The 578-nt window shown below is 67.8% G+C and carries 1 pseudogene; it reads left to right on the top strand.

Features of this window, described 5'->3' with window-relative positions:
- Positions 1-578: pseudogene (locus tag ACWTU8_RS32005) on the top strand (tetratricopeptide repeat protein); the annotation flags it as partial.

Below are 578 nucleotides of genomic sequence, written 5' to 3'. Positions count from 1 at the left end.
ATGAAGGCGCCGGAGGCGTCGTCATTGTCCAGGCAATCGCTGATCGAGCAGTCGCGGCTGTCGGGCGCCGACCTTGACCTGCTGTCGCTGTTCGATGCCTTCGAGCGTGATTGCGAACCCTACTCCTTCCGCGACCTGATCCTGGCGCGCAAATATGCCGGGCTGGTGGCAGGCGGCGCGACCTGGGGCGCGATCGCGCGTTCCGTGCACCGCTCCGGCCCGGTCGCCTCGCTCACCGCCAAATCGCTCAATGTCGGCTCGCAGCACGGCCGCCCCGACGCGATCTATCTCGAAGGCGGCCAGAGCGAGCTCGCCGGGAAATTGCTGTTCGATCTGGGCGCCGCGGCCAGTGGCGACGACACGCTGGAAGATTTGCTCGCCGAGGCAGAAGCGGCGGAGGAGGGCGGCGACCACGAAGGTGCTGCCGCACTCTACCAGCGCTGCCTCGCCATCGACCCGAGCGACGCCATCGCCGCCTTCAACCGCGCCAACTGCCTGCGCGCCGGCGGCCACGCGGCGGATGCCGCGCATGATTATGCCAGGGCTATAAAGCTCGATCCGGCCTTTGTCGAAGCCTG

This window comes from Mesorhizobium sp. BHbdii (genome assembly GCF_053848045.1).
This window is presented reverse-complemented; position numbering and strand designations above follow the sequence as displayed.